21 protein-coding genes are annotated in these 26,038 nt (G+C 63.8%); 12 read left to right on the forward strand and 9 right to left on the reverse strand.

The window, feature by feature from the left end; all coding sequences use genetic code 11:
* Nucleotides 1–10: 10 nt before the first annotated feature.
* Entirely contained in the window at nt 11–235 is a 225-nt protein-coding gene (gene rpsR / locus LY632_RS07450) for a 30S ribosomal protein S18 (protein ID WP_234090518.1), read from the reverse strand.
* Nucleotides 235–600: a 30S ribosomal protein S6 gene (rpsF, locus tag LY632_RS07455; protein WP_234093181.1), complete on the reverse strand. Its 366-nt coding sequence runs from the start codon at nt 598–600 to the stop codon at nt 235–237. Before rpsF ends, rpsR begins: the two co-directional genes overlap by 1 nt.
* A 218-nt stretch (nt 601–818) precedes the next feature.
* Here rpsF and LY632_RS07460 point away from each other — a divergent pair, with 218 nt between their 5' ends.
* The gene (locus LY632_RS07460) at nt 819–1,763 is read left to right on the forward strand and encodes a DUF808 domain-containing protein (RefSeq protein WP_234090519.1); all 945 of its coding nucleotides are present in this window, start codon (nt 819–821) and stop codon (nt 1,761–1,763) included.
* Nucleotide 1,764: 1 nt separating this feature from the next.
* Nucleotides 1,765–2,403, forward strand: coding sequence for a glutathione S-transferase family protein (locus tag LY632_RS07465; protein WP_234090520.1), 639 nt, complete (start codon nt 1,765–1,767; stop codon nt 2,401–2,403).
* Here the strand turns inward: LY632_RS07465 and LY632_RS07470 are convergent.
* Complete coding sequence (locus LY632_RS07470; protein ID WP_234090521.1) at nt 2,400–3,830, reverse strand: Mur ligase family protein; 1,431 nt, start codon at nt 3,828–3,830, stop codon at nt 2,400–2,402. The two genes, LY632_RS07465 and LY632_RS07470, sit on opposite strands and share 4 nt — an antisense overlap.
* 57 nt (nt 3,831–3,887) lie before the next feature.
* Between LY632_RS07470 and LY632_RS07475 the strand changes: the two genes are divergently transcribed.
* The 6 genes from LY632_RS07475 to LY632_RS07500 all read left to right on the forward strand — a co-directional run bounded on the left by LY632_RS07475 (nt 3,888) and on the right by LY632_RS07500 (nt 9,604).
* Nucleotides 3,888–4,718, forward strand: a complete 831-nt coding sequence (locus LY632_RS07475) for an LD-carboxypeptidase (RefSeq protein WP_234090522.1) — start codon at nt 3,888–3,890, stop codon at nt 4,716–4,718.
* Between the two features lie 26 nt (nt 4,719–4,744).
* Nucleotides 4,745–5,683 (forward strand): ACP S-malonyltransferase, encoded by a 939-nt coding sequence (fabD, locus tag LY632_RS07480; RefSeq protein ID WP_234090523.1) that lies wholly within the window; start codon nt 4,745–4,747, stop codon nt 5,681–5,683.
* Nucleotides 5,683–6,438, forward strand: a complete 756-nt coding sequence (gene fabG / locus LY632_RS07485) for a 3-oxoacyl-[acyl-carrier-protein] reductase (protein WP_234090524.1) — start codon at nt 5,683–5,685, stop codon at nt 6,436–6,438. Before fabD ends, fabG begins: the two co-directional genes overlap by 1 nt.
* 10 nt (nt 6,439–6,448) lie before the next feature.
* On the forward strand, nt 6,449–7,066 hold the full coding sequence (locus LY632_RS07490; protein ID WP_234090525.1) for a GDSL-type esterase/lipase family protein: 618 nt from the start codon (nt 6,449–6,451) through the stop codon (nt 7,064–7,066).
* Nucleotides 7,067–7,233: 167 nt separating this feature from the next.
* The gene (dnaN, locus tag LY632_RS07495; protein WP_234090526.1) at nt 7,234–8,361 is read left to right on the forward strand and encodes a DNA polymerase III subunit beta; all 1,128 of its coding nucleotides are present in this window, start codon (nt 7,234–7,236) and stop codon (nt 8,359–8,361) included.
* Nucleotides 8,362–8,527: 166 nt separating this feature from the next.
* Complete coding sequence (locus LY632_RS07500; protein ID WP_234090527.1) at nt 8,528–9,604, forward strand: DUF2855 family protein; 1,077 nt, start codon at nt 8,528–8,530, stop codon at nt 9,602–9,604.
* Here LY632_RS07500 and LY632_RS07505 read toward each other — a convergent pair.
* Nucleotides 9,601–10,611 carry an NAD(P)-dependent alcohol dehydrogenase gene (locus LY632_RS07505; protein ID WP_234090528.1) on the reverse strand — a complete coding sequence of 337 codons (1,011 nt, stop codon included), beginning with the start codon at nt 10,609–10,611 and terminating at the stop codon, nt 9,601–9,603. The two genes, LY632_RS07500 and LY632_RS07505, sit on opposite strands and share 4 nt — an antisense overlap.
* A complete protein-coding gene (locus LY632_RS07510) occupies nt 10,608–12,371 on the reverse strand; it encodes an amidohydrolase family protein (protein ID WP_234090529.1) in 1,764 nt (587 codons plus the stop codon). The genes LY632_RS07505 and LY632_RS07510 overlap by 4 nt, the downstream gene beginning before the upstream one ends.
* Nucleotides 12,372–12,441: 70 nt before the next feature.
* Between LY632_RS07510 and LY632_RS07515 the strand changes: the two genes are divergently transcribed.
* The gene (locus LY632_RS07515; protein ID WP_234090530.1) at nt 12,442–13,350 is read left to right on the forward strand and encodes an alpha/beta fold hydrolase; all 909 of its coding nucleotides are present in this window, start codon (nt 12,442–12,444) and stop codon (nt 13,348–13,350) included.
* Here the strand turns inward: LY632_RS07515 and LY632_RS07520 are convergent.
* The 4 genes from LY632_RS07520 to LY632_RS07535 all read right to left on the reverse strand — a co-directional run bounded on the left by LY632_RS07520 (nt 13,328) and on the right by LY632_RS07535 (nt 18,936).
* Nucleotides 13,328–14,830: an MFS transporter gene (locus tag LY632_RS07520; protein ID WP_234090531.1), complete on the reverse strand. Its 1,503-nt coding sequence runs from the start codon at nt 14,828–14,830 to the stop codon at nt 13,328–13,330. The genes LY632_RS07515 and LY632_RS07520 overlap by 23 nt on opposite strands.
* A 152-nt stretch (nt 14,831–14,982) precedes the next feature.
* Nucleotides 14,983–15,837 carry an alpha/beta fold hydrolase gene (locus LY632_RS07525; RefSeq protein ID WP_234090532.1) on the reverse strand — a complete coding sequence of 285 codons (855 nt, stop codon included), beginning with the start codon at nt 15,835–15,837 and terminating at the stop codon, nt 14,983–14,985.
* 41 nt (nt 15,838–15,878) lie between these two features.
* Nucleotides 15,879–17,564 (reverse strand): alpha/beta hydrolase, encoded by a 1,686-nt coding sequence (locus LY632_RS07530; protein WP_234090533.1) that lies wholly within the window; start codon nt 17,562–17,564, stop codon nt 15,879–15,881.
* A gap of 52 nt (nt 17,565–17,616) precedes the next feature.
* Nucleotides 17,617–18,936, reverse strand: a complete 1,320-nt coding sequence (locus LY632_RS07535; RefSeq protein WP_234090534.1) for an FAD-dependent oxidoreductase — start codon at nt 18,934–18,936, stop codon at nt 17,617–17,619.
* 395 nt (nt 18,937–19,331) lie between these two features.
* Between LY632_RS07535 and LY632_RS07540 the strand changes: the two genes are divergently transcribed.
* The 3 genes from LY632_RS07540 to lepA all read left to right on the forward strand — a co-directional run bounded on the left by LY632_RS07540 (nt 19,332) and on the right by lepA (nt 26,035).
* The gene (locus LY632_RS07540) at nt 19,332–21,821 is read left to right on the forward strand and encodes an EAL domain-containing protein (protein WP_234090535.1); all 2,490 of its coding nucleotides are present in this window, start codon (nt 19,332–19,334) and stop codon (nt 21,819–21,821) included.
* A 105-nt stretch (nt 21,822–21,926) separates the two neighbouring features.
* The gene (locus LY632_RS07545) at nt 21,927–24,152 is read left to right on the forward strand and encodes an EAL domain-containing protein (protein WP_234090536.1); all 2,226 of its coding nucleotides are present in this window, start codon (nt 21,927–21,929) and stop codon (nt 24,150–24,152) included.
* Nucleotides 24,153–24,217: 65 nt separating this feature from the next.
* Nucleotides 24,218–26,035: a translation elongation factor 4 gene (gene lepA, locus LY632_RS07550; RefSeq protein WP_234090537.1), complete on the forward strand. Its 1,818-nt coding sequence runs from the start codon at nt 24,218–24,220 to the stop codon at nt 26,033–26,035.
* Nucleotides 26,036–26,038 lie beyond the last annotated feature (3 nt).

Raw genomic sequence — 26,038 nt, forward strand, 5'->3', positions numbered from 1 at the left:
GGTCTCTCTCCTACTTCACGATGTACGGCAGCAGGCCGATCTGGCGGGCGCGCTTGATCGCCTGGGCGAGTTCGCGCTGCTTCTTCGCGCTGACGGCGGTGATGCGGCTGGGGACGATCTTGCCACGCTCGGACATGAAGCCCTGCAGCAGGCGCACGTCCTTGTAGTCGATCTTCGGCGCATTCTTGGCCGAGAACGGGCAGGTCTTGCGACGGCGGAAAAACGGGCGGGCCATCAGTCGCGCTCCTCACGTTCAGAGCGACGCTTGCGATCGCGGTCGTTCTTGCGCATCATCACGCTCGGGCCGGTCTCGTGCTCATCGACACGGATGGTCATGTAGCGGATGATGTCTTCGTTGATGCGGGTCTGGCGCTCAAGCTCCGCGACGACGTCACCCGGGCACTCGATGTTGAGCAGCACGTAGTGAGCCTTGCGGTTGCGGTCGATCTTGTAGGCCAGATTCTTGAGGCCCCAGGTTTCGGTCTTGGTGACCTTGCCCTTGCCGGCCTCGACGATTTCGGTTGCTTGCGCAGCCAGCGCGTCAACCTGAGCCTGGCTCAGATCCTGACGCGCGAGAAAGATATGCTCGTACAGAGCCATCTCGCGTCCTTTCACTTCCATGCCGATCGCTGGCTGATCCCGCACCATGCAGGGGCCCCTCCGGCTTTCTTCGTTTCCGAGCCCTCGGGACGCGGAAGCGGCGCACATAGCGGCATTGGCGCATATTGCAAGCGCGAAGGGGCGGGCAGTGTGGGGGCTTGCCAGCAAGGGCGCAGCAACGCATGGCGGCGTCAAGTGCAAACACCAAGGAGTTCCCCATGCCCGGTGGCCTTACCGCCCTGCTCGACGATATCTCGGTCATCGCCCGGATGGCGGCTGCCAGCATCGACGATGTTGGCGTGGCAGTGGGCAAGGCCGGGACCAAGGCGGCCGGCGTGGTAATCGACGATGCGGCAGTAACGCCGGGCTATGTCACCGGTCTATCCCCGGCGCGCGAACTGCCGATCATCTGGAACATCGCCAAGGGCAGCTTGAAGAACAAGCTGCTGTTCCTGTTGCCGGGCGGGTTGCTGCTCAGCTGGCTGCTGCCGCAGGCGATTATCTACCTGCTGATGCTGGGAGGGGCCTATCTGTGCTATGAAGGCGCGGAAAAGGTGATGGAGAAGCTGGGCGGGGAGAAGCACGGCAAGACGCTGGAGGACCCGATCGAAGACCCGGTCCAGTTCGAAAAGGACCGCATCAACGGCGCGATCCGCACCGACCTGATCCTCTCGGCCGAGATCGTCGCCATCGCGCTCAACGAGATCGCCACGCTGACCGACAGTTTCTGGACCCGCGCGGCGGCACTGGCGGCGGTGGGGATTGCCATCACGGTGGTCGTCTATGGCGCGGTGGCTCTGATCGTGAAGATGGACGATGTCGGCCTGCATCTGGCCGAGCGGCAGGACAAGGCCTCGCAAGGTCTGGGCAAGGTGTTGCTCCTTGCCATGCCCAAGCTGCTGACCTTCCTCTCGGTGGTGGGAACCGTAGCGATGCTGTGGGTCGGCGGCGGGATCATCGTCCATGGTACGCATGAGATCGGCTTTCACACGATCTACGACCTGTTCCACGGGGCAGAATATGCCGCCAAGGGCGCGTCCGGCGCGCTGGGCGGGGTATTCGGCTGGCTGACCTATGCCGGGCTGTCGGCGGTTCTGGGGCTGGTGCTGGGGGCGGCGATCGCCTTCGTGGTACACAAGGTGTTCAAGATCGGGGCGCACTGAGGTGGCCGATCTGCCCACGCTCTACACCTGCGCCGGATCGCGCGGACTGCGTTGCACCTGGGCGGCGGAGGAAGCGGGGTTCGAGGTCGACCTCAAGCTGCTGCCGTTCCCGCCGCGCTTTGCCGCGCCCGAGTATCTCGAGATCAACCCGCTCGGTACTGTGCCGCTGCTGGTCGATGGCGAGGCAAGAATGACCGAGAGCTGCGCCATCGCGCACTACCTCGCGACCAAGGACGGCATGACCGATCTCGCTATCGCGCCGGGCGAGCGGGACTATGCAGAATATCTCGACTTCACCTATCTCGCCGATGCGACGATCACTTTCCCGCAGACGGTGTATATGCGCTTCGCCCTGTTCGAGAAGGACAAGGGTTGGTCCGAAGCGGGCGAAGCCTATGCCAAGTGGTTCTGGAAACGGCTGGTCAAGGTCGAGCAGCAGCTTGAAGGCCGTGAGTTCCTCTGCGCCGATCGCTTCACCGTGGCAGATATCTGCGTCGGCTATGCCCTGATCCTGGCCGAGCGGGTGGGGCTGGACGAGGGCGTGCCGGAGAGATTGAAGGCGTATCGGTCGCGGCTCAAAGCGCGCGATGGATATCGGCGGGCGGTCGAGCGGGAGAAAGCAGGGCCGAGGGCGATCTAGCCGAGCCGCGCCAGGATCGAGGCGGCAAATTCGCTCAGCGTGTCGTCCCGCGCGCCCATCACCACGATCCGATCACCGGCTGCGGCATTGGCGACGAGAAAGTCGCCGCAGCCTTCACGGGTGTTAATGTGGAACGCTTTCCCGCCAGCCTTGGCGATGAGGTCGACAATGCGCTCGCTGCCTTCGCTGCGGTCGACCGTGCCGCCGAAATAGACCGGATCGCACAGCAACGTCAGGTCGTCGGGGCCAAGCTCTTGCGCGAAAGTCTCGGCGAGCTCGGCCCCCATCTGTCGCAACGGGCCGTAGCCATGCGGCTGGAAGAAGGCGAGCACGCGGCCCGGATGGGCTTTGAGCGTGCGCAGGGTCGCGGCGCATTTTTCCGGGTTGTGCCCGAAGTCGTCGATCACTGTCACGCCGGATGGGCTGGTGCCGACGATATCGAACCGCCGCGCAAGGCCCTTGAAGCCGGCCAGCGCCGCCACCGCCTCCGCCACCGTGACGCCAGCCGCATTGGCTCCGGCAATCGCCGCCAGCGCGTTGGAGAGATTGTGGCGACCGGGCACGCCCAGCACCAGCGGATGTTCGCTCCCGTCGCGGCGGTCGATCACGGTCGCGGCCTGCCGGGTCGGTCCGTCGGCGATGCTGCCGGGGACAACGGAAATGCTCGCGCCCTTGTCGTCGATGGCGAAGGTGATCGCGTGCTGCGCCCGGCCGACCAGTGCCAGGGCCTCGTCATCATCGGCATTGATCACCGCGACCTTCGATGCTGCGACGAAATCTCCGAACAGCACCCGCAGCTCGTCCATGCTCTTGTGGTCGAGGCTGACATTGAGCAGCACACCCACCGTCGGGCGATAGAACGCGATTGAGCCATCGCTTTCGTCTACCTCGGACACATAGAGGTCCGTGCCGCCGACCACTGCGCTGGCGAAGGGGCGTTCTGGCGAGACGAAATTCTTCATCACCGCGCCGTTCATGATCGTCGGCGCGCGCTCTGCATGGTGCAGGATCCAGCCCAGCATGCCGGTTACCGTCGATTTGCCGCTGGTCCCGGCCACGGCTACCCCCGTTTCGGCCGAATTGAACAGCGCCGCGTTGAGATCGGCCCGGGTCAGACGCGGCAGGCCCAGTTCCTTGGCGCGGACGATCTCGGGCACGGTGTCCTCGATCGCGGCGCTGGCGACCAACACCTGCTCTGGCCGGGTAATGCCGCTGCCGTCCTGCGGGAACAGCTGGAAGCCCTGCCGCTCGAGCGCGGCGAACTTCTCCGGCGTGCGGCCCTGGTCGCGGCTGCGGTCGGACCCTGCCACTTCCGCCCCGCGCCCCTTGAGGATCGCGGCCAGTGGCTGCATCCCCGAACCTCCGATGCCGCAGAAGAACCAAGGGCGTGCAGTAAGGTCGGCGGTCGGATCGGGGAAGCTGCTCATGGGGATGCGGTTAAGCGGGGACTCGCACTTTGTGAAGCGAATGCTAGACCCTTATCCATGACCCGCATTGCCATCTGCGCCCCCGCGACCGCCATCACGCGCGAACACGCCGCAGCCGCGCAGGAATTCGTTGCCGCCGAGTTTCCCCAGCACGAGCTGTGGTTTCACGAGCAGTGCTTTGCGACCGAAGGGCATTTTGCCGGCAGCGATCTCACCCGCCTCTCGGCACTGGTCGAATGTGCCAACCACCCGGATTACGACGCCGTGTGGTTCGCCAAGGGCGGCTATGGCTCGGGCCGCATTGCCGAAGCGGCGGTTGCACGGATGAACGATGCCGCGCGCGAGAAGACCTATGTCGGCTTCTCTGACATGGGCTATCTGCTCGCCGCGCTCTATCGCTCAGGGATCGGGCAGGCTGTGCACGGATCGATGCCAGTCAGCGCCCGTAGCGAGACGGGGCGAGGCGCGCTGCGGCGGGTACTCAACTGGTTCTCCGGCGATGCCAGCGGGGTCGAACCCTCGGTCGACGGCAAGACCCCGGTGGTGGCCTTCAACCTCATCACGCTGGCGATGATGGTCCGCACCCCGCTCTTGCCGGATCTCACAGGCCATGTCGTGATGGTCGAGGAAGTGAGCGAGCATCTCTATTCGGTCGACCGGTTGTTCTTCAGCCTCGCCAACACCTTGCCGCGCATTGCCGGCCTGCGGCTCGGCTCGGTGACCGACGTGCCTGAGAACGACCGCGAATTCGGGCAGACGGCAGAGGAGATCGCGCAATTCTGGTGCGACCGGGCGGGCATTCCCTACCTCGGCCGCGCGCGGATCGGGCACACCGGGGATAACCACGTGGTACCCTTCGGGGTTGCGAGTCCGCCGCGCCCCGCCTAACCGCGCCGCTCCGGAGGAGATATCTGATGCGAGCTTTCATTTTTCCCGGCCAGGGCAGCCAGAAAGTCGGCATGGGGGCGGAACTTGCCGCTGCCAGCGCCGCTGCGCGCGAGGTGTTCGAGGAAGTCGACGAAGCGCTGAGCCAGACGCTGAGCGACATCATGCGCGAGGGTCCTGAAGCCGACCTGACGCTGACCGAGAATGCCCAGCCCGCGATCATGGCCAATGCCATCGCCACACTGCGGGTGCTGGAGCGCGAATTCGGCGTCAAGCTGACGGAGAAGGGCGTGTGCGTCGCAGGGCACTCGCTTGGCGAATACACGGCGCTTTGTGCGGTCGAGGCTTTCTCGCTGGCCGATACGGCGCGGCTGCTCAAGCTGCGCGGACAGGCAATGCAGGCGGCTGTGCCGGTGGGTGAGGGCGCGATGGCGGCGCTGCTGGGGGCCGATATCGAGAAAGCCACCGCTTTGGCTGCGGCGGCTGCCGAAGGCGAGGTCTGCGAAGTCGCCAATGACAACGATCCCACTCAGGTCGTCATCTCCGGCCAGCGCAGCGCGATCGAGCGCGCCGTCGCCATGGTCAAGGACTTCGAGATCAAGCGCGGCGTGCTGCTGCCGGTCTCGGCCCCGTTCCACTGCTCGCTGATGCAGCCGGCGGCCGATGCCATGGCCGCAGCGCTGGAGGCGACCCCGCCGCAGAGCTTCCTCCTGCCGGTCTATGCCAATGTCACCGCCGCACAGGTCACTGACGCCGACGAAGAGCGCGCCCTGCTGGTGCAGCAAGTCACCGGCCGAGTCCGCTGGCGCGAGAGTGTCTCCGGCATGCGGGCTGCGGGGGTCGAGCATTTCATCGAACTCGGCGGCAAGGTCCTCGGCCCCATGGTGGGCCGGATCGAGAAGGATGCGGCTGTCACCAGCGCGGTGACGATGGAAGAGCTCGGAGCGCTCGCGAAGGAGATTGGCTGATGTTCTCGCTGGAAGGAATGACCGCCCTGGTTACCGGGGCCAGCGGGGGTATCGGTTCCTCCATCGCGCGCGCTCTGGCGCGGCAGGGGGCGCGGTTGGCGCTTTCGGGGTCGAACCCGGCCAAGCTGCGGGCGTTTCGGGACGAGCTCAATGCCGAGTTCGGGCATGACCATGTCGAGATCACCTGCAACCTCAGCGACACGACCCAGGTCGAGGAGCTGGTGCCAGCTACCGTCGATACGCTCGGCAAGATCGATATCCTCGTCAACAATGCCGGGATCACGCGCGACAACCTCGCCATGCGGATGAAGGACGAGGAGTGGGACGAGGTGATGAAGATCAACCTCGAAAGCGCCTTCCGCCTGATGCGCGCCGCTGCCCGGCCGATGATGAAGGCGCGCTTCGGCCGAATGATCTCGATCACCAGCGTCGTCGGCGCGACCGGCAATCCGGGGCAGATGAACTATGTTGCTGCCAAGGCGGGCCTCACGGGCATGTCCAAGGCCCTGGCGCAGGAGCTCGCCACGCGCGGCATCACGGTCAATTGCGTCGCCCCTGGCTTCATCCGCACCGCGATGACCGATCAGCTGACCGACGACCAGAAAGCCACCATCAATGCCCGCATCCCCATGGCCCGCATGGGCGAGGGCGAGGATATCGGTGCCGCCGTCGCCTATCTCGCCAGCCGCGAGGCAGGCTATGTCACCGGCCAGACGCTGCATGTGAACGGCGGCATGGCGATGGTGAGCGCCTAGGGGAAACGCAATGCGCCACGTCGTCCTTTGTGGAGATTCGATCTTCGACAATGCAGCCTATGTCGAGGGTGGGCCAGACTTGGCGCAACAATTGCGCGACATCCTCGATCCGGGCGACAAGGTCACAGTTCGGGCAGTCGATGGCAGCATAAGCAGCCAAGTGGTTGGGCAATTTGCACAGCTGCCGAATGATGCCACGCACTTGGTGGTCTCGACCGGTGGCAATGACATCCTACACCACGCCGCAATGCTTGAACAAAACGTCAACACAGTGTCAGCAGCCATGGCAATGCTGGCTGCCGCCAAGGCAGAATTCGCGCCGCACCACATGGCAGCCGTCAACGCCTCCTACGATATCGGGCTGCCGGTTGCCTTCTGCACGATTTACGATGCCAATATGGGGCCCGCCATCAGTACGGCCCTGGGGATCTTTAACGATGCCATCACACGGCACCTTCACCAATTTGGGCTCGATCTGATCGACCTGCGTCTGGTCTGTACTGAATCGGCAGACTACGCCAACCCGATCGAACCATCTGTGGCGGGAGGAGCGAAGATCGCTGCTGCCGTGGCACGATATGTCCGAGCTGTCACAAAGCGCAGCGAAGCGACCCGAGTTTTCCTGTAGCAGCGCCGCTCGCGCCACTTATCCCCAAGGAATCCCGCCCCTTGGGCGATACTCCTTGCGGGGCATTGCAGGTGCGCTAGGGTTCGGGGGCATTTTTCCCGGCGCCCGGGGCGATTCCGGTGGGGATTTCGCATCTGTCGGGCGCACCAGAAACGAGAGAAGGACCGATGAAGGCCACCATCGAACGCGCGACGCTGATCCGTTGCCTGTCCCACGTGCAGTCGGTCGTCGAGCGCCGCAACACGATCCCGATCCTCTCCAATATCCTGATCGAGGCCAGCATGGGCGGCGCGGTCAAGGTCATGGCGACGGACCTCGATCTGCAGGTGGTCGAAACCATGCCTGCGGCCAGCGTCGAGAGCCCGGGAGCGACCACGGTTTCGGCCCATCTGTTGTTCGACATTGCCCGCAAGCTGCCCGATGGCAGCCAGGTCAACCTCGAGGTGGCCGACAACCGAATGACGGTGAAGGCCGGCCGCAGCCGCTTCCAGCTGCCGACCCTGCCCAAGGACGATTTCCCGGTGATTGTCGAAGGCGACCTGCCGACCAGCTTCGAAGTTCCGGCCAAGGTGCTGGCCGAACTGATCGACCGCACCCGCTTCGCCATCAGCACCGAAGAGACCCGCTACTACCTCAATGGCATTTTTCTGCACGTTTCGGACGAGGATACCCCGGTGCTCAAGGCGGCTGCGACCGACGGCCACCGCCTCGCGCGCTACACCATCGCCCGGCCTGACGGGGCCGAGGGCATGCCCGACGTTATCGTGCCGCGCAAAGCCGTCGCCGAACTGCGCAAGCTGCTGGAAGAGGCGATGGACGGCAATGTCCAGGTCGACCTCTCAGCCAGCAAGATCCGCTTCACTCTGGGCGGGGAGGGCGGCACGGTGCTGACCTCCAAGCTGATCGACGGAACCTTCCCCGATTACAGCCGCGTCATCCCGACCGGGAACGACAAGTTGCTGCGGGTCGATCCCAAGGCCTTCTTCGCCGGGGTCGACCGCGTGGCGACTATCGCCACGGAGAAGACCCGCGCGGTCAAGATGGGCCTCGATGCCGACAAGGTGACGCTCTCCGTCACCTCGCCCGACAACGGCACCGCGACCGAGGAACTGGCTGCCGAATACAGCAGCGACGGCTTCGAGATCGGCTTCAACGCAGGGTATCTCAAGGATATCCTCAGCCAGATCGAAAGCGACACGGTCGAACTGCACCTGGCCGATGCCGGCGCGCCGACGCTGATCCGCAAGGACGAGAATGCGCCGGCGCTCTATGTGCTGATGCCGATGCGGGTGTAGCCAATCGGGCGATGCCGGGCTGCAAATCGTCCGGTCGTCCGCTTCCGGTGCTCACGACCAGAAGGTCGCTGCGCGCCGGTTCTCCGCCCGAACAATTTTCGCTGCGGCCTCACCCGATTGGCGCGCTGCGCTTTGGGTGTTAGGTCGTGCACAAAGGGAGATCGGCATGACCAACCAAGTCCACGTCAAGAAAGACGAACTGACCACCACGCAGATCGTCCATGCATCCGACGCGCCACTCGCTGACAGCGCTGTTCGCCTTGCCATCGAGAGCTTCTCGGTCACCGCGAACAATGTCACTTACGCGGTGATTGGCGACATGTTCGGGTACTGGAACTTCTTCCCCGCACCCGATGGCATGGGCATCGTCCCGATGTGGGGCCATGCGCGGGTGGTGGAGAGCAATTGCCCTGACATTGCCGTGGGCGAGCGGGTCTATGGCTACCTGCCGATGGCCGACACGCTCGACGTGATCCCGGGGAACATCTCGAAGAGCGGTTTCATCGACACGGCGGCGCATCGCCAGCCGATGAGCCCGATCTACAACCAGTATGCGCGCCTCGCCGCCGATCCGGAGCATGATCCCGCGCGCGAGGCCGAGCGGATGATCTATGGCCCGCTGTTCAAGACCGGCTTCCTGATCGAATACTTCATGCGCGGCGAGGGCTGGTTCGGGGCGGAGCAGGTGGTGCTGACCAGCGCTTCGTCCAAGACCGCGATGGGGCTGGCTGCCGTGGCGAAGCAGAACTCGCCGCAGGTGAAGCGGATCGGGCTGACCTCGGCCGGCAACGTCGCCTTCGTCGAGGGGACCGGGCTCTACGACGCGGTGCTCGCCTATGACGATATCGGCTCGCTGGAAGTGGTGACGACGGTGTCCGTCGATTTTGCCGGCAGCGCGCAGATTTTGGCGCGGCTTCACCACCACTTCTCCGACCAGCTCAAATACTCCTGCATGGTCGGCGTAACCCATGTCGGCGAGCGCGGTGGGATGGGCGATCCGGGACTGCCTGGCACCAAGCCGACGCTGTTCTTCGCGCCCGACCACGCGCAGGCGTTGTTCAAGGAACTCGGCCCGCAAGGAGCGGGCGCGGCGATCGGCGCGAGCTGGGGCTATTTCCTCGGCGCGGTCGACGGCGCGATCGCCATCGACCGCCGAAAGGGGCTGGAAGCAGCGCGCGAGGCCTACCTTGCTACACTGGCGGGTAAGGCCGACCCCGCGGTCGGGATCGTTATCGAGCCCTAGATATCGACGCAGATCTTGCCGAAGTGCTTGTTCGCCGCCTGATGGCGGAAGGCATCGGCCAGGTCGGCGAGCGCGAAGTGGTCGGAGATTTCCGGCACGATGCCATTGGCCTCGATCGCGGCGATCATGTCGAGCTGCTGCTTGCGGCTGCCGACCGTAAGCCCCTGCACCCGCAGGTTCTTGGCCATCAGCAGCGCGGTCTGGACCGGTCCGGCAAAGCCCGTCAGCACGCCGATCAGTGCCACATGCCCGCCAACGCGGGTGGCGATCATCGACTGGTCGAGCGTGCCCGCGCCGCCTATCTCGACCACGCAATCGACACCCTTGCCGCCGGTGATGCCGAGCGCCGCAGCGCCCCAGGCCTGGACTTCCTTGTAATTGATCAGATGATCCGCGCCGAGCGCCTTCAATCGCTCCAGCTTCTCGCCGCTCGAACTGGTGGCAATGACCTGCGCGCCTGCCATCTTGGCGAATTGCAGCGCGAAGATCGACACACCGCCGCTGCCTTGCACCAGCACGGTGTCGCCCGGCTTGATGGCGTTGTCGACGAACAGCGCGCGCCACGCGGTGAGGCCGGCGCAGGTCAGCGTTGCCGCCTGTGCCGCGCTGTAACCCTTGGGCACGCGGGTAAACCAGTGGGTCGGTGCGGTCACGCTTTCGCGGGCGTAGCCGTCGATCCCGTCGCCCGGCACGCGGGTGAAGGCGCTCTGCGGCGGTGTGCCGTCGAGCCAGTCGGGGAAGAAGGTCGAGACGACCAGGTCGCCAACGACATACTCGGTCACGCCTTCGCCAATGGCAATGACTTCGCCCGCGCCGTCCGACATCGGGATGCGCCCCGCCGCCGCCGGGATCATCCCGGCGACCACGGCGAAGTCGTGGTAGTTGAGCGAGCTCGCCCGCACCCGCACTGTGATTTCGCCCGGACCAGGGGCGGGGGCCTCGTCGATGTCGACATATTCAAGTGTGTCGAGGGTGGACGGCTGGCCTCCCGTACGGATCGCCTTCATTCGGCTGCCTCCAGCATCTCGACCCGCTGCGGGCCACGGATCAGGCCGCCGGGGGCTTCACCGGTCCATTGCCCTTCGCGGAAAGTGACCACGCCGGTCTTGACGGTGCAGACATAGCCCTCGGCCTTCTGCAGCAGGCGTTTGCCGCCTGCCGGCAGATCGAACGCCAGCCACGGCTTGCCGAGCTTGAGCCGTTCCATGTCGATTACGTTGAGGTCGGCCAGATAGCCTGGCGCGAGGATACCGCGATCTTCCAGCCCATAGAGCCGCGCGGTGTCGTTGCACTGGCGCTTTATCGCGTTCTCCAGTGTGATGGTCCCGCGCGCGCGGTCACGCACCCAATGCTGCAGCATGAAGGTGGGCGAGGCAGCATCGCAGATGGTGCCGCAATGCGCGCCGCCATCGCTGAGCGAGTTCACCGTGTCGTCCGACTGCTGCAGGTCCATCAGGAAGTCGAGGTTGCCGTCGGCATAGTTGAGGATCGGCAGGTAGATGAAGCCCTTGCCGTTATCGCGGCACAGCAGGTCATACGCGTATTCGTCGCCCGAGACGCCCGCAGCCTTTGCCCGTTCGAGGATGCTTTCCGCCGCGGTCGGTTCGTAGTTGAAGTCCGGGTCCATCTCGAACTGCATGTTCCAGCCGCCGCACACCACCATGATGAGGCCGATGATGTCCTGGTTGACCTCGGAAAAATCGTGCTGCTCGGCCAGCATCCGGGCCTTGAATGCGGGATCGAGCAGTTTTGCCCGCTGTTCCTCCCACGGCAGCCCTTCGACTTCCTGCCAGCTCGGCTTGAGGCGGAAGGGATGGACGGTGCCCTGCCATGCCATGACGATGCCATTGCCGCGCAGCGCAATCTGGGCGACGATATTGGCGCCGTTGTCGTTCTCGGCCCGCATCGAGGCAATCTGCTCCTCCAGCGGCAGTTCCTTGGCAATGGACTGGAGCGCGGCAAAGGTGACGGGCAGGCCGGTCTCGCGGCTCATCTTGCCCATCCAGCCGAATTCGTCCCATTCGCGCATCATGTCGCTGGCCATCTCGAAAACGCCGTGGCCGACGCGCCCCATAGCGCGGCCGATCTCGACCAGCTCCTCCGCCGTGGCGGTAGTGCCGGGGACGACTTCGCCGTCGATATCGCGGTGCAGAACGGTGCGGCTGGTCGAGAAGCCAAGCGCGCCGGCGCGGACGCCTTCCTCGACGATGGCGGCCATCTTGGCGATATCCTCCTCTGTCGGGATCGCGCCCGGGCGCTCGCGGTCACCCAGCACATAGGCGCGCACCGCGCCGTGGGGCACATGGGTGCCGACATCGACAGTGCGCGGCAGTTCCTCGAGTGCGTCGAGATATTCGGGGAAGGTCTCCCAGTTCCACTTCAGCCCTTCGGAGAGCGCGGTGCCGGGAATGTCCTCGACGCCTTCCATCAGGCCGATCAGCCATTCGTGCTTGTCGGGCGCGGCCGGGGCGAAGCCGACGCCGCAATTGCCCATGACCACCGTGGTGACGCCATGCCAGCTCGACGGGGCCATTTCCCGGTCCCAGGTTGCCTGCCCGTCGTAATGGGTGTGGACGTCGACGAAGCCGGGAGTGACGATCTTGCCGCTGGCGTCGATTTCCTCCGCGCCGGTGCCGGTGACTTCGCCGACCTTGGCGATCAGCCCGTCCTTGATGGCAACATCGCCTGTGAAGCGCGCTGCCCCGGTGCCGTCGACGATGGTTCCGCCCCGGATGACGAGATCGTATTGCGCCCCAGAACTCGGCATGGTCCTCTCCTCCCATTTCACTTTGCAACCGACGTAGCACAGAGTCTCGCTCGGTGATAAGCCCTCAATTATGACACGACAGGCAAGCTGGACGCCCGACGCGGCGAGCGGGATTTCGATCGACTGGGTCGAGGCCAACGGACTGACTTTCGAGGTGGCGCAAGCCGGTGAAGGGGACCATCTCGCGCTTTGCGTGCACGGCTTTCCGGAACTGCATTTCAGCTGGCGCGCCCAGATGCAGCACCTTGCCGGCATGGGCTACCGCGTCTGGGCACCGAACCTGCGCGGCTATGGCGGGACCACCCGGCCCGAAGGCGTGCGGAACTATGCACTCGACCATCTGACGCAGGATATCGCAGCGCTGATCGATGCCAGCGGCTGTTCCAAGGTCACGCTGATCGCGCATGACTGGGGCGCAGTGATCGCCTGGACCTTCGCCATCCTCAAGCTCCGTGCGCTCGAGCGGCTCGTGATCATGAACGTGCCGCACCCTATGGTCGGACGACGCGAGATCCGCCATTGGCGGCAGCTGAAGAAGAGCTGGTACATCTTCTTCTTCCAGCTGCCGTGGCTGCCGGAGAAGCTACTGGGGCGCGGTGGCGGCAAGGCCATCGGCAAGATCTTCGAGCGGACCAGTAGCAATCCGCAGAACTTCGGGCCCGATGTGCAGGCGGTCTATAACGCCGCCTCAAGCCGCCCCGGGGCCTATACCGCCATGGTCAATTACTATCGCGCATTGCTGCGCCATGGCGATAGTGTCGATCTGGGCGACCACCGCATCGATGTGCCAACGCTGCTGGTGTGGGGCGAGGAGGATGTCGCGCTCAATATCCACTGCACCGAGGGGACCGAGGAGTGGGTGCCCGACATCACCGTGCGCCGCCTGCCGGGGGTATCGCACTGGGTGCAGCAGGACGCGCCGGACCAGGTCAACGCAATCCTCGGCGACTGGCTGCCTAACTACGCTCCGGCATCCTGACCGAGAACAGCACAGCGAGGCCGATCAGGAATAACACCGAGATCGACGCCATGCCGATCCGCTGGCTGGTGAACCACAGCGTGAAATACTCGACCAGCAGCGGGCCCATCCACACGGTGATGGTTCCGGCGATGGCATAGAGCCCGAAGAACTCGCCGCTCCGGCCAGCTGGCGCGAGCGTAACCAGCATCGAGCGGCTAGACGAAATGCTAGCCGTGGCAGTGACCGCGACGACGCTTATGAGCGCAAGATACACCAGGTCCGAAAGCGACTGGAATACCAGGCCATTCCACACCTCATAGTTCTGCACCAGGCCGAAGCCGAGACTTTCCTGCGTGATCGAAAGCTGCGCCACGAGCGTCAGGACCATTGCGGTGATCTCGATGATCAGAGCATTCTTCACACCGACCTTGCCATCCAGCCAGCCGCCGAACAGGCCCCCAAGGAAGGCCCAGGCCGAGGCGAAAATGGCGTAGCACAGCATCTCGAGGAAGCCCCATTCGAGCAGCAACGCGACATAGACCGCGCCCAGCGCCAGCAGCGCCGCCATGGCATCGGCATAGAACATGCGGGCGACGAGGTATTTGAGCAATTCCCGGTATTTGGTCGCCTCGCGCAGCGTCTGCAGCACGCTCTGCGCCCCGCTGACCACCGCCTTGCGCCAGCTCGCGCCGCGCACTCCAGGGTCTTTGGAATTGAGAAAGAATGGTATCGAGAAAGCTGCCAGCCAAACCGCGCAGATCGGTCCGGCGAGCCGCGCATGTTCGAAGCGGGCGAGGTCCACACCGAATTGCGGCGCGGCGAAGGGCCATTGGATGGTTCCGGGCAGGATGAACAGGAAAACCATGGCGACGAAGATCAGCACTGCGGCCAGATTGCCGAGCCCTAGCCCGAGGCCGGAAATCATCGACAGCTTGCTCGGCTCGCCGGCGACGCTCAGCATCGCGTTGTGAGTGACTTCGGAATAGGTGTAGCTGACATAGGCAATGACCAGCAGCGCCATGATGGCCCAAACCGGCAAGCCCTCTCCGCCCGGCATGGCAAACCATAGCAGCGCAGAGCAGACCGTGATCGAGCCGAGGAACACCGCCAGGATCGGCTTGAGCCTCCCGCCCCGATCGAGCGCGGCACCGAGGAAGGGTGCGGTGAGCGCCGCGATCAAACCGGCCCATTTGGTGACCGAGGCGATAGTCGCCTGCCCCTGGGCATTGGCGGCGGCGCGGGCCGCTTCCGGCTCCATACCGCTCAGCGTTCGGCCCGCCAGCAGGTCCGCTCCGATGATATCGCGCGCGAAATAGGGCGCGAAAATGTAGATGACGATCAGGATGTAGTAGGGGTTGCGGGCCCATTCGAAGACCGCCCAGGCGAAGCCGGTTTTGTCCATCGCCCCGCCGGTGCCATGCGTTGGGCGGGCCAGTTGTTCGGGATGATGGGTGTCGACGTAGCTGTCGTCATGATGCGCAGGGGTGGTGACCGTCACAGGCGTCGCGTGCTCCCGTATGCGAGCGCGCGGCGGCGGCTTTGTGCCGTCCGTTTCGCTGCTCCTCTCCGGAAACAGGGGTGTCACATGCGTAGAAAGCTGTCCAGCAAATAGGTTTCAACGCACTACCGAGCCCGACGTGCGTTGATGTCTCAGGCGGCCTCTGCTTCCTCGCCTGCGTCCTCATCCAGGAACGAACGCAGCTGCGCGATGCTCTCGTCCGGGTGCGTCAGCAGGAACAGGTGGCCGCCGCCCTTCACAGTGTAGAGGCGGCTGTTGGGGATCAGCGTGGCGAGGAACTTGCCGTTGATGGGGAGCACGATCTGGTCATCGTCGCCCATCATGATCAGCGTTTCCTTCTTCAGGAACGGCAGCGCCGGGGCGCTGGTCCAGCCCAGCATGCACAGCAGCTGATAGACATAGCCGCGCGGGCTTGGCGGCTTGAGGCGGCCGATATGGCTGTCCTTCCGGTGCGCCGCGCCATCGGCATCGAGTCCGCCATAAAGGGTGGCGAAATGCTCGTTCATGAACTCCGGGTCGATATAGCGGCGCGGATCGGCCATCTTGGTGAAGGAGGCCGGATTGCCAGGCACCATCAGCATCCCCGCAGTTGTAGCGATCAGGACCAGCTTGCGGACCCGGTTCGCATGCTGCAGCGTGAAGTGCTGCGCCATAGCGCCGCCCCAGCTGATGCCGACGCAATCGACCTCTTCCAGGCCGTAGCGATCGAGCAGCTTGGCCGTCGTCCAGCTCATGGTGAAGGGGTTGTACGGCACCACCGGGTCGGGCGATTCCCCGACACCGGGCATGTCGAACATGATGAAGCCGCGGTCGCTCAGCGCTTCGGCCAGCGGCGCGACCGCTTCGATATTGGCGCCGATGCCGTTGAAGAACAGGATCGGCGGGTGTTCCGAAGGCTGGTCAAGCCGCCAGGTGGCCACCCGCAGAGTGCGCCCGCCAACCTCTTCCATCGAGATATCGGCGGTCAGTTCCTGTTTCTTTTTCAAATTCGATCCCTCCGAAGGCGTCGTCCGAAGGGAGCGACGGCTCAGACTTCCTCCACTACGTAGAGACCGGGGGCCGGGTCCAGCGGTTTGTAGTCGGCATTCCCCAATTCCTTGGGCGCTGCATGCTGCTTGCCGCTGCGGGCCTGGACCCATTCCATCCAGTAAGGCCACCAGCTGCCGACCACTTCCTCGGCGCCCGCCTGCCATTCGTCGGCGGTCTCGGGCAGCTTCTTGGCGCTATTGAGATAGTACTTCGCCTTGGGATTGCCCGGCGGGTTGAGGATCGCCTGCATATGGCCCGAATGGCTCAGCACATAGGTCACGTCCTTGGAGCCGAACAGCCGGGTCGACCGGTAGGTCGCTTTCCACGGGGTGATGTGGTCGGTGACCCCGCCGAGGATGAACAGGTCGCTGGTCACCTTGCCGAGATCGATCTTGTGATCGACCATCTCGACCTCGCCCTTCTTCGTGAAGGCGAGCGTTTCGAAGATCGTCAGGAAGTCGCCCATCAGCGCCGCCGACAGGTTGGTCGCATCGGCGTTCCAGAACAGCACGTCGAAGGCAGGCGGGTCATCGCCCAGCAGGTAGTTGTTGATGACGTAGTTCCAGATCAGATCATTGGGTCGCAGCCAGGCGAAGCCGCGCGACAAATCGTCGCCCTTGATGATACCTTTCTTCGCCGCGCGCTGGCGGGCGAGGGCGAGGCCGTTCTGGCTGATCAGCGAACCGGCCTCGATATCGTTCTGCTTGGGGTGGAGCACGCAGACCATCAAAGTCAACGCGCCGAGCAGTTCGTCCTTGTCGCTCGCCAGCTTGCTCGCGAGCATGGCGGCCGTTTGCCCGCCAGAGCATCCCGCGGAGACATTGACCTTCTTCGAGCCCGTGATTGCGCTGACCGCCTCCATCGCATCGCGGCAGGAGCGGACGTAGTCGGCCATGTCCCAGTGGCCCTGCTCTTTCGACGGGTTGCGCCAGCTGATGACGAAGGTCTGGATGCCGTTGTCGAGCTGGTACTTCACCACCGACTTCTCCGGCGAGAGGTCGTTGATGTACATCTTGTTGATCTGCGGCGGGATCGTCAGCTGCGGGATCTCGTACACTTCGTCCGTGGTCGGGGCGTAGTGGATCAGCTCCATCATCTCGGTCCGCAGCACGACGGAGCCCTTCGAGGTCGCGACATTCTCGCCCAGCTTGAACGGGCGCTTGTCCACCTGGCTGACCATGCCCTTGTTCTGGGTCATGTCGATATAGGCATTCTTGAGCCCCTTTATGAGGCTGAGGCCGCCGCTGTCGATCAGCCGCTTCTGCGCGGTCGGATTGCCGATCAGCGTGTTGGTGGGGGCGAGGCCGTCGATGATGATGTTGGAGATGAAGCGGGCGCGATCTTTCTCCAGATCATCCAGCTCGAGCTCTTCCAGCCAGCTTGCCATGCCCTTCTGTACCGCGAGGTAATACTGCATCCCGGCGCGCATGAAGGGGTTGTAGCGCCAGGCCGGGTCCATGAAGCGCTTGTCCTTGGGACTGGGCGCCAGCTCGCTCTTGCCGGTCATGATCTTGATCATGTCGTTGCCCATCTCTTGCGAATGGCGCATCAGCCGCTGCGGATCGGAAGCCGTTTCGCGCAGCAGCACTGCCACTGCGCCGAAGATATCCTCGCGCGTCAGGCCGACCAGCGGGCCGAGGGCGGTGGTGTACTGGGCGGCTTCGTCTTCGAATTCTACGGCCATTGGTGTGGCTCTCCCTGTTTGTGCAGGCGTGCACTAGGCGCGCCAAGTTACGCTATTGTTCCTTTGCCGCAATCATCGCGGCAATATCGACAAACTTTTCGCGCGGGGCACCTGCGCGGCCGGCGGCTTCTTCGGCTTCCTCGATCTTTTTCCAGTCGCGGAAAGTGACGATGTCGAGGCCTTTGGCGGCGGCAAACTCGTCGAACGCCTTGCGCCCCCGCTTGCCGCCGTTGCCGAGCGCGCCGCTCTCGATGTCCTCGGCGATTTTCTCGACTACGGAGTAGCCATCGGGGCGGTTGGTGCCGATGGTGCCCGAGGGTCCGCGCCGGGCCCAGCCGACGGCGTAGAGCCCGTTGAGGATGCGCCCTTCGTCATTGGCGAAACGCCCGGCCCGCTCGTCGAACGGGACATCGGGAATGGGTGATGTGCGATAGCCGATACAGCTGACGACCATATCGGCCTTGATGCGATAGGTCCGGCCCGTGCCGATCGCGCGTCCGGCTTCGACCCGGGTTTCCTCAAGCTCGATTTCCCGAACCACGCCGTCGCCATGGAAAACGATGGGGGAGGCGAACATGTCGAACTCGATCGTCACGGGTGTCTCGCCATGGATGCTGGCCGGAATGGCCGCGAAATCGCGCAGATGGCGGACCGATTTTCGCAGCCCCGGCTCCAGCAGCGCGTCCTCGGCCTCGTCCGGCAGGTCGGCCGGATCGACCATCGGGCTGGCACGCTCCAGATGCATCAGTTCGCCCAGTTCCTTGGGCGTCATCATGATCTGGTGCGGTCCGCGCCGGCCGACGATTGTGATGGTTTGGATATTGCTCGCGTCGAGCGCGTGCAGCGCATGCTGGACGATATCCGCCCCGTCGAACTCGCGCGGGGTCTTGGCCAGGATGCGCGCGACGTCGAGCGCGACATTGCCCATACCGATCACCACGGCGTGTCGACCGCTAAGGTCGGGAGCGAGCTTTGCAAAATGGGGATGGCCGTTGTACCAGCCGACGAAGGCAGCACTGCCGAAGATGTTGCCCAGTTCCTCGCCGGGCAGGCCCAGCTCGCGGTCACGCGGGGCGCCTGTGGCGAGCACGACCGCGTCGTACATTTCCTGTAGCTCGCTGACCGAGATGTCTTCGCCCACGGTTACATTGCCGACAAAGCGGACATTCTCCGTCAGATTGGTCTTCTCGAACCGCCTGGACACGCTCTTGATCGACTGGTGATCCGGCGCGACGCCGGTGCGGATCAGGCCGAAGGGTACCGGCAGCATGTCGAATATGTCGATCCGGGCATCGTCGCCCCAATGCTTCTGGGCTGCCTCGGCGGTGTAATATCCTGCCGGGCCGGACCCGATTATGGCGATGTGACGCAAGTCCGCATTCCTCCCCGATCGAAAGCAGGATGCACCCTTGTCCGGCAACTGGCAAGAGCCGCGAAAAGCGCGCAAATCCATGATCTTTTCATGGCTCGGTGAACGGCAATTAAGCCTGTTCGGTCAGCACGACCTTTAGCCTTTATAAACCGCTTCGGAGGCATAGCCCGCCCATGGGCGGACAGCGTGCGAGTCAACGGCATCCTGATGGAGGCGCACAAGCGGCGTCCCTTACGCCCCCCCGCGCGTCTGCCCAGACCCGCCACAACGGCCTCAGGGGCTCCAACCGCAACAGCGAAGACCGTCGCGACCCCGATTCCGCCCGGGGTTCTGGACGAGCAGCAAAATCCGTATCCCTGGCAGATACTTACTTCATTCCCGACAAATGGCACGTGGTGGCTATCGCACCCGTAGTCGGCCTGATCGGGGGGGCGCTTCTCAGTGGCGGAATGCCGACCGTCCTCTCGATATTCCTGTTTGCGCTTGCCAGCATGATGTTTTCTGCGGGCTTGATGGTGTCCAATTGGGAGCGCGCCTTTGCACGGGATACCAGGACCGCATTGGTCGCTGCGCTGGTGGTAACCGTCGTGCCTTCGATGCTGTTCGGGACCGGCTTCGCCCGTTGGGTGACGATAACCCATCTGCCGATTGCTTTCGGCATCGCCGGCCTTGTCAGCTTCAATGCTCTCGTCGCCACCATGATGAGCGGGCGTCCGCAATTGATGTACGCCTGTCTGGTCGCTTCGTGGGCACCGATCGCCTTGATGTCGGGCGACATGCGCAACCTCGGGGTGCTTGGCGTATTCACCGTGGCAATGGTGGTTCTGGCGCAATACCAGGCCAGGAAAGACCGTGAGCGGGACGAGCGCCGCCAAGCCGACGAGCGGATCCTCAATCGAGCGATCGACATCCTCAACGACTACGAGGAAACCGGCAACGGCTGGTTCTGGGAAACCGATCGCCGCGGGCTGCTGACCTATGTCTCCGCGCCGATCGCCAAGCGCCTCGGGACCCGCCCAGACCGCCTGATCGGTCGCCCGATCACGGAACTTTTCGACCTGTCGCATGAAAATCGCGAAGGCGAACGCACTATTGCCTTCCACCTATCGGCCCGTTCCGCTTTCCACGAGCTTGCGGTGAAGGCTGCTGGCAACAAGGAGGATCGCTGGTGGTCGATCACCGGCCGGCCTATTTTCGACAGTTTCCAGAATTTCTGCGGCTTCCGCGGTTCGGGGACAGACCTGACCGAGAAGAAACGCAGTCAGGAGCACGCCTCGCGCCTGGCACATTTCGACTCGCTGACCGGCCTCGCCAACCGGCACCAGATGTCGCAGACGCTGGAAAAGATCCTCACCGCGCCCAACCAGACTCACCGCGAATGCGCGGTGTTCCTGCTCGATCTCGACCGGTTCAAGCATGTCAACGATACGCTCGGCCACCCGGCAGGTGATGCGTTGCTCAAACAGGTTGCCCAGCGCATCGAAGTAGCCGTCGGCGAGATCGGCCGGGTCGGCCGTCTGGGCGGGGACGAGTTCGAGGTCATCCTGCCCGGCCGCGTGCCGCGCGACCGGCTGGCGCTGGTCGCAAGCGAGATCATTCGCTCGCTGTCACAGCCCTATTCGATCGAAGGCCAGCGGGTCATCATCGGAGCCTCTGTCGGGATCGCGATTTCGCCCGAACATGGCGAGACCAGCGAAGACGTGATCCGCAATGCCGACCTTGCACTCTATGCCGCTAAGGATGGCGGGCGCGGGCGCTATCACTTTTACTCGAGCGACTTGCATTCCGCCGCCGAAGCGCGCGCGCAGATGGAACAGGATCTGCGCGATGCAATCACCGAAGGCGCACTGGAACTGCACTACCAGCCAGTAGTCCACACCGCGACCGAACGGATCGCCGGCTTCGAGGCCCTGATGCGCTGGAACCACCCGGAGCATGGCTACATCAGCCCGGACAGGTTCATTCCCATTGCCGAAGACGCCGGCCTGATCCAGCCGATGGGGGAATGGGCGCTGCGCACCGCCTGCGCCGACCTCGCCAAGTGGCCCGAGGAAGTGCGCTGCGCGGTCAATGTCTCGCCGCTGCAGTTCGCCAACAGGCAACTGCCAGAGATCATTATCAGCGCGATTGGCGAAGCAGGCATCGCACCATCGCGGCTCGAGCTGGAGATCACCGAAAGCGTTTTCCTGAACGACGATGAGGGAACCGACGCCATGTTCGCCGCGCTAAGCAATATCGGTGTACGGCTGGCGCTGGACGATTTCGGGACCGGCTATTCGTCGCTCGGCTATCTCAAGACCGCCCCTTTCAACAAGATCAAGATCGACCAGAGTTTCGTGCGCGGCGCGACCCTGCCGGGCAGCCGCAATGGCGCCATTATCGCCTCGATCACCAGCCTGGCGCAGGAATTGGGAATGGACACCACTGCCGAGGGTGTCGAAACACTCGACGAACTCGACCTGGTGCGGATGCACGGATGCAGCCATGTGCAGGGTTACATCTACGAGAAGCCGCTGACGCGCGAGGATGCGACCGAGCGTCTTCGCACCGGCCTGACCGCCATCGCGCGCGGTCCGCAATCGGCCCGCGCACCTCGCCAGAGCATGCTGCGAAAGATCGTGCTGGAGCACAACAACCAGCATTATCACGGCACAATCCGCAACATATCGTCGAGCGGTGCCCTGATCGAAGGGCTGTGGAATGTCCCGCCCGGCACGATATTCCGCATCGCCGTGACGGAAAAGCTTATCGTTACCGGGACCACGCGCTGGAGCAAGGAAGACCGCATGGGGATCGAATTCGCGACCCCCTTGCCGCAGTCCGATGCGGGCAAGATCGATCTCCACGTGAGCGATACGACCTTTGCCCTGCGCAAGGCGAGCTAGGTTAACTGGATGGTAGTCATAAGCGGATAAGTGTGGACGCTACACAAAATAGCGCGTGTTACCGGGTCGCAACGAAGGGAATACGGGCAGCGAAGACTGGGCAGGATGGCAATAGGAAATTTCTTTTCCAAGCGCTCCGACAAGCGCGGCACCGAGGCCAACGCACTCGGTCGGGACGTGATTGGCAAGGCCGATCCGCGTCGCCTTGTCCTGCTCGATGACTTTGAGGCCGCAGACCTCGGATGGTTCTGGGCGACCGATAGCCAAGCCCGGCTGATTTATCTCTCGGACAACGCCGCAGCCCAGTTCGGCCATGACGCCGAGCAAATCATCGGCCGCCAGCTGTCAGAGCTCTTCATCCTCGATCGCAATGAGGACGAACAAGAGGGGCGCGTCCAGCGACCGCTGCCCTTCCTGCTCAGGGCCCGCAACTCGATCTCCGACCTCGAAGTGCGCATCGCCAATGGCGAACGGTACGACGACAGGGAAGTCTGGTGGTCGATTTCCGGCAAGCCCCAGTTCGATGATGAGGGGAATTTCTTCGGATATCGTGGCAGCGCCAAAGATATTACCGCCGTTCGCGAATCCCAGCGCGAAACAGGACGCCTCGCGCAGTATGATTCGCTCACGGGCCTGGCCAATCGCCACCGCATGACCAAGCGGCTGACATCGATCCTGACCGCGTACAAGGCGGCAAAACGTTCCTGTGCGCTGATGATGCTCGATCTGGATCGCTTCAAGCAGGTCAACGACACGCTCGGCCACCCGGCTGGCGACGAACTGCTCAAGCAGGTTGCGCAAAGGCTCCAGCGGATCATAGGCGGCACCGGCGAAATCGGTCGCCTTGGCGGCGATGAATTCCAGGTTATCCTTCCTGACATCGAGGACCGCGGTAGGCTGGGCGATCTGGCTGCACGCGTGATCCAGATGGTCTCGCAGCCTTACTCCATTGACGGGGCGCGTGCGATCATCGGGACTTCCGTCGGCGTTGCAGTGGCTCCTTTTGACGGGATCGAGACCGAAGAGTTGGTCAGCGCCGCCGACCTCGCGCTCTATGCTGCGAAGGGCGGCGGGCGCGGGCAGTATCGCTTCTATTCGAGCGAGCTGAAGGATGGTGCCAAGCTGCGTCGCCAGATCGAGGAAGACCTCCGCGATGCACTGTCGCAGGACCAGCTGGAACTCCATTACCAGCCCCTCATCGATGCTCGTTCCCATGAAGTGAAAAGCTTCGAATGTCTGGTGCGCTGGAACCATCCCGAACGCGGTTGGGTCAGTCCCGGCGACTTCATTCCCATCGCGGAAGAGGCCAACCTGATCAGCGCTCTGGGCGAATGGGTGCTGAAACAGGCGTGCAAGGAAGCGGCGAGCTGGCCGGTTGACCTTGGGGTTGCCGTCAATGTTTCCGCTGTGCAGTTCGGCAATGCGGACCTGCCGCTGGTGGTCAAGAACGCGTTGCAGGCTTCGGGGCTTGCGCCGTATCGGCTCGAACTCGAGCTGACCGAAAGCGTCTTTATCGGTGACCCGGCGACAACGAAGGACATGTTCCAAAGCCTCAAACGGCTGGGAATCAAGCTGGCGCTGGATGATTTCGGGACCGGCTATTCTTCGCTCGGCTACCTGAAGACCGCTCCGTTCGACAAGATCAAGATCGACCAGAGTTTCGTGCGCGGAGCGACCGAGCCGGACAACAATAACGCCGCCATCATCACCGCCATCGTCAGTCTCGCCAACGCGCTGGGCATGACCACCGTGGCCGAAGGTGTCGAGGCAGTGGATGAGCTTGAACTGGTGACCGGGCTGGGTGCCAAGCTTATCCAGGGCTGGATATTCTCCAAGGCAATGCCACAAGCCGAGGTCCTGGAGCGGCTCGACAGCGGGCAGCTCAAATACGAAGCCCATGGCCCGGCCAAGCACCGTGCTGATCGCATTTCCATGTTCCGACGCATCGGCGTGATCCATGAGGATCATCGTTACGAGGCGGTTATGCGTAACCTTTCCAAGACCGGCGCGCGCATCGAGGGCATCCTCGACGTGCCGCTTGGCACCGACCTCGTGCTCGATCTTGGCGGAGGGCAGCTCGCCGTTTGCAAGGTTCGCCGTTCTGAGGGACCTGAGCAGGGCGTGGAGTTCGAAGTGCCGTTGATCAGCGATGGTGCCGATGGCCTGTGTACCCGCCATCGCATATCGCCCTATATGCTTGCTGCGGCCGGCATGCCGCTCGCAGCCTTGCCGCCTGGCCACTACCAGATGCCGCATAGCGACCGGTCCAAGTCGCCACCGAGATTCCTCCAGATCGACCTGACCAGCGACAAGGCGCGCAAGGAGCGGTGACAAGCGGGCAGGGCGGGCGATAGTCCCTGCTGACAAGCCTCAATGGTGCGGCTAATGGGGCGGCGATGACCGACCTCTCCAAGATCCGCAATTTTTCGATCATAGCCCACATCGACCATGGCAAGTCGACGCTCGCCGACCGGCTGATCCAGGCCACGGGCGGGTTGACCGAGCGCGAGATGTCCGAGCAAGTGCTTGATAACATGGACATCGAGAGGGAGCGCGGGATCACGATCAAGGCCCAGACCGTGCGCCTCAGCTATACCGCGAAGGATGGCGAGACCTACGAGCTCAACCTGATGGACACCCCCGGCCACGTCGACTTCGCCTATGAGGTGTCGCGCTCGCTGGCCGCCTGCGAAGGCGCGCTGCTGGTGGTCGACGCGGCGCAGGGGGTCGAGGCGCAGACGCTCGCCAATGTCTACCAGTCGATCGAGCACGACCACGAGATCGTCCCCGTCATCAACAAGATCGACCTGCCCGCCGCCGAGCCCGAGATGGTCCGCAAGGAGATCGAGGACATCATCGGCATCGACGCCTCCGAAGCCGTCCTCACCAGCGCCAAATCGGGCATCGGCATCGAGGACGTGCTCGAGGCCGTCGTCGCCAAGATCCCCCCTCCGAAGGGCGACCGCGACGCCCCGCTCACCGCCAGCCTGGTCGACAGCTGGTACGATCCCTACCTCGGCGTGGTTATCCTCGTCCGGGTGATCGACGGGGTCCTGAAGAAGGGCCTCAACGTCAGGTTCATGCAGGGCGGCACGCAGCATCTGGTCGACCGCGTCGGCTGCTTCACCCCGAAACGCACCGACCTGCCCGAAATCGGCCCGGGCGAGATCGGCTTCATCACCGCGCAGATCAAGGAGGTCGAGCAGGCCCGCGTCGGTGACACCATCACCACGGTCAAGAACGGCGCCACCCAGGCGCTGCCCGGCTACAAGGAAGTGCAGCCGGTGGTGTTCTGCGGCCTGTTCCCGGTCGACGCCGCGGACTTCGAGAAGCTGCGCGAGAGCATCGGCAAGCTGCGGCTCAACGACGCCTCCTTCTCCTACGAGATGGAAAGCTCCGCCGCGCTGGGCTTCGGCTTCCGCTGCGGCTTCCTCGGCCTGCTGCACCTGGAGATCATCCAGGAACGGCTCAGCCGCGAATACGACCTCGACCTCATCACCACCGCGCCCAGCGTGGTTTACCGCGTGCACCTCGGCCATACCAAGAACGAGGATGCCAAGGTGATCGATATCCACAACCCGGCCGACTGGCCCGACGTCAACCGGATCGACACGATCGAGGAACCGTGGATCAAGGCCACGATCTACACGCCGGACGAATATCTCGGCAGCATCCTCAAGCTGTGCCAGGACCGGCGCGGCATCCAGACCAACCTCACCTATGTCGGCGGGCGCGCGCAGGTGACCTACGAGCTGCCGCTGAACGAGGTGGTGTTCGACTTCTATGACCGGCTGAAGAGCATCTCCCGCGGCTATGCCAGCTTCGACTACGAACAGATCGGCACGCGCGAGGGCGACCTCGTCAAGATGAACATCATGGTCAATGCCGAGCCGGTCGACGCGCTGAGCCTGATCGTCCACCGCAGCGTGGCGGAGGAGCGCGGCCGCGGCATGTGCGAGCGGCTGAAAGACCTCATCCCGCGCCACCTGTTCAAGATCCCGATCCAGGCGGCCATTGGAGGCAAGATCATCGCCCGCGAAACCATCGCCGCGCTGCGCAAGGACGTGACGGCGAAGTGTTACGGCGGGGATATTTCGCGCAAGAAGAAGCTGCTGGAGAAGCAGAAGAAGGGCAAGGCGCGGATGCGGGAGTATGGCAATGTGAGCATTCCGCAAGAAGCGTTTATTGCCGCGCTGCGGATGGGCGAGGAGTAGGCA

The organism is Erythrobacter sp. SDW2 (genome assembly GCF_021431965.1).
Taxonomy (GTDB): Bacteria; Pseudomonadota; Alphaproteobacteria; order Sphingomonadales; family Sphingomonadaceae; genus Parerythrobacter.